The sequence below is a fragment of the uncultured Nostoc sp. genome (genome assembly GCF_964247315.1).
Taxonomy (GTDB): Bacteria; Cyanobacteriota; Cyanobacteriia; order Cyanobacteriales; family Nostocaceae; genus Nostoc.
This window is the reverse complement of record NZ_CAXTTT010000240.1, coordinates 1-3459: the sequence shown is the minus strand read 5'-3', so window position 1 is coordinate 3459 and position 3459 is coordinate 1. Positions and strand designations below refer to the sequence as shown.

Genomic DNA, 3459 nt, shown 5'->3' with positions numbered 1-3459 from the left:
GCTCCCCTGCTCCCCTGCTCCCCTGCATCTTCTCTCTCTGCCAACTTTTGCCAAACCTGCAAGCTTTGCTGAAAATGGCTTAAACCTGTATTGATGCGATCGCTAATATAATTATCTAGACCAAAAACAAATTCTAAACTAGCGTATAGTTCTGGCTCTAAGGTAATACCACGATTGTGCAACTCTTTAATCGCAAAGTGGAGTTCATAACTATGTTTCCAGACTTGCTCAACAGTGGAATAATGCTTTGCAACTTGAGGAGGTTGGTGTTGTGCAGCATCGGTTGATAACACCGTGGCAAATAAAGAGTCAGTTTCCTGTTGCAGAAATTGCAGCAGTGATTGAGTTGTCATTTCAAACCGAATCGGTGTAGCTGCCCAACTAGCAAAATCTGGTGCTAAACGGACTATCTTTTGCAATATTTCCTCATTCACCCACAAAATCATCGGAAATGGGTGGCGTTTGCGAAATTCATCCCGAATATGATTGATAGACCTCAGTAAATCGTCGAGTCCATCTACTGACTCTAAACCCAAAATCATCAACGCCGATGGCGGATTAGCTTCGGTTAGCAGTTGTAAATGAATACTTGTGTAAAGACTTCTGGCATTATGCGGCAGAACTACTTTTTGAATGTAGTGTACCCCTGAAGAGAGTTCTTCGAGTCGTTGCAGCATTTGCTCTTGCAAAACTCGATAATTGCAGCACACCAAAACCAGGGAAAATTGACCGCTAGAAAGGGTAATTGCTCTCCCCAAACTCCTCAAAGCACGCTCGTTAGCTGTTGTTATATCTACTTGTGCGTGTCGTCCAACCATGATTTAAATTTTTCTGTCTCCGCTAAAACTGGGTTGACGGCAAACCAAGCTCCTTGATGATCGCGGTATTCAAATACAAATAGACTTCGCAAAAGGGTATGGTATTCTATATCACCTCTAACTCGTTGCTGTTGCACCACCTGAAAGATTAGTTCCCACTCATGGGGGTCGATAGCGTTAGCTCGGTAATCCCGCTGTCTTTGAATCACCAATTCGACACACTCCCGCTCAAAAGGTGGATCTTGTTCTCGCAGACAGTCAAATAGCAACCCTAACAAGTCGCGTACATGACCACCACTAATCAGGCATAATCGATCTAAGGTTTCCAAACTATCAAACACTTCTGTAATTAAGTTTAACCGATCGCTAGGTAAAATGTCTGGAAAAGCTCTAGCCAGCACCATTTGCCGCATCATTGCTAACCCTTGGGGAAAAATCTCACCAGAGCGCAAACGTACAGGTATCATCGGTAAAACTTTTGGTGCAACTCCTCCCCCCAAACGATGCTGAAGTTCGGCGCTATCGTTGGAGAAAGTCAAGGCTAGGGGAATAGTGTAGACTACATGACAATTCAGTTTGCGTAATTGTTCGCCACGCTGAATAAATAAATATTCTGGCAGCGATCGCCCCGATGGTAAAGGTCGAATTGCGACTCGATCCAAGTTATCAACAATCACCACTAGTCCTTTTTTACCCCTGGCTTTTAGTTCCTTGGTAGCACGTTCTAGTAATTCTTGATTAATTGACTGTAAAATATTTGCGGTTCGCGGTTCTAAATAATCTCTTAACCGCCGCCGTAATTGGGGACTTTCTTTCGTTTTAGCTGTAATTTTGGCAATCCCCACAGACAATTCTGCTTCTACCCCAAGGTCAATTGGCGTTTGCAAGAAATCAACAAGTTCGCTAAACAACTTGGTAAAGTAGCTAGGCTTGAACTTCATTTTCATCGCTTCTAGGCTTTCACTTACCTGTCCAGCGATCGCTAACAAAATATCAGTCACATCCACATCCGCCATTTCTAAGACATGGGTAGACTCAAAGTAAACTACATGAAATTGCTGCGCTTCTAATTCAGCTTTCAGGCGCAACAACTCCGTTGATTTTCCACAACCGAGATGTCCTGTAAATAGTTGACAGGTTGGGATATCTGGCGATATTCTAGCGATCGTGCGCTGCAAAGCTTCGATAATTTTGCCACCCCGCACCGCAGCAAAATCGATATAGTACCTGCGATCGCTAGGGTTTCCTATAATTAGAGGTCTGCTCGGATTGCAAGCCTGATAAAATCTTTCTAAATCTAGGAGCATAACTAATCAAGTTCACTCAGGAATAGGGATGCAAAAATTTACTAGATAAATATATTGATTTTAGGTAATTTATGCTTTATTTTAATCAAACTACTAACTAAACTAGCAGCATTCAGGATAATTGTTTATATCTATGTTCGATATAGCACATATTAATGATGATGTTTTAGTTAAAGTAAGCAGAAATACTACTATAAGTACAAATAGCAAAAATATCTAATATCAAATAAGGTACTCTTATGAATATTAAAAATATCCAACACAAAAAAAGGTACTATTAAGTACAGTTTTGTAGCTCTCTTGAACTTATTATCAGCTTGATTTATTAACGAGCTTTCGGCAATTTTACAAAATAATAATCTACAATCCTTGTAGTATAAGGCTTTTAACCAAAACGTTGGTTAAGTCAACTTGAGTTAAAAGTTACTTTTTGACCAGATTTTGCTTTTCGTTCTTAGATAAGCACGATTTTATTAATGAAAATCATGATTTTGTGAATGAAAATCACGATTTTGTGAACGAAAACCATGATTTTATTAATGAAAATCATGATTTTGTGAATGACAGACTTTCCATTCAGAGTGACGACCTCTGAAGTATTGACACCAGTAATCTACAGCCCCATTAAGTATAAGATTATTCGGTCATGCAAACGATCGGGCAATATATGCTTCAGCACAGCTCCAATTTTGGCATCTTGTCCAACAAGGTAGCGTGTCTTGGGTTGTTTTGCAGTCAGCGCATGGACAACAACTTCAGCCACAATATCCGTAGAAATTCCTCTAGATGCGATCATCTGCATTTTTTCGCGGACAATATTCATCGCTTGACCATAGAGATTGTGTGCCGTTTCGGGTAGATCGTGCTGTGCTACTTCAGATTGACTTAGGGACTTGTCCCAGATTGGGGTAGCAATAGAACCAGGTTCAACAATTGAAACTGAGATTCCCCAAGGTCGTAACTCCATCCGCATCACATCAGTGAGTGCTTCCAAAGCAAATTTAGAAGCATTGTAAGCGCCCAAAAACGGCGTAGGACTTTTACCAGCAATAGAACCCATATTGACAATTCGACCCCGACTTTGGCGTAAAAGACCAAGAAATGCTTGTGTCACTGCTAATTGTCCGGTGACATTAACCTGCATCTGGTGTTGAAATTCGGCGATCGCTAATAATTCTAACGGGCCAGGGACAGCAATCCCGGCATTATTCACTAAACCTAAAATTCCCCCACCACCAACTGCATTTGTTACTTTCTCAACCGCAGCTGCGATCGATTCACCCGAATTTCTCACAAACTCAGAAAAAAGCGGAGGTTAAAACTGGTAAAATGTA

2 protein-coding genes and 1 pseudogene are annotated in these 3459 nt (G+C 41.0%); all 3 read right to left on the bottom strand.

The window, feature by feature from the left end; all coding sequences use genetic code 11:
• Window positions 1–818: pseudogene (locus tag ACFE93_RS34220) on the bottom strand (hypothetical protein); the annotation flags it as partial.
• Entirely contained in the window at window positions 794–2125 is a 1332-nt protein-coding gene (locus ACFE93_RS34215; RefSeq protein ID WP_375480524.1) for a P-loop NTPase fold protein, read from the bottom strand. The pseudogene ACFE93_RS34220 and the gene ACFE93_RS34215, both read right to left, overlap by 25 nt.
• A 613-nt stretch (window positions 2126–2738) precedes the next feature.
• On the bottom strand, window positions 2739–3419 hold the full coding sequence (locus ACFE93_RS34210) for an SDR family NAD(P)-dependent oxidoreductase (RefSeq protein ID WP_375480522.1): 681 nt from the start codon (window positions 3417–3419) through the stop codon (window positions 2739–2741).
• Window positions 3420–3459: the final 40 nt, after the last annotated feature.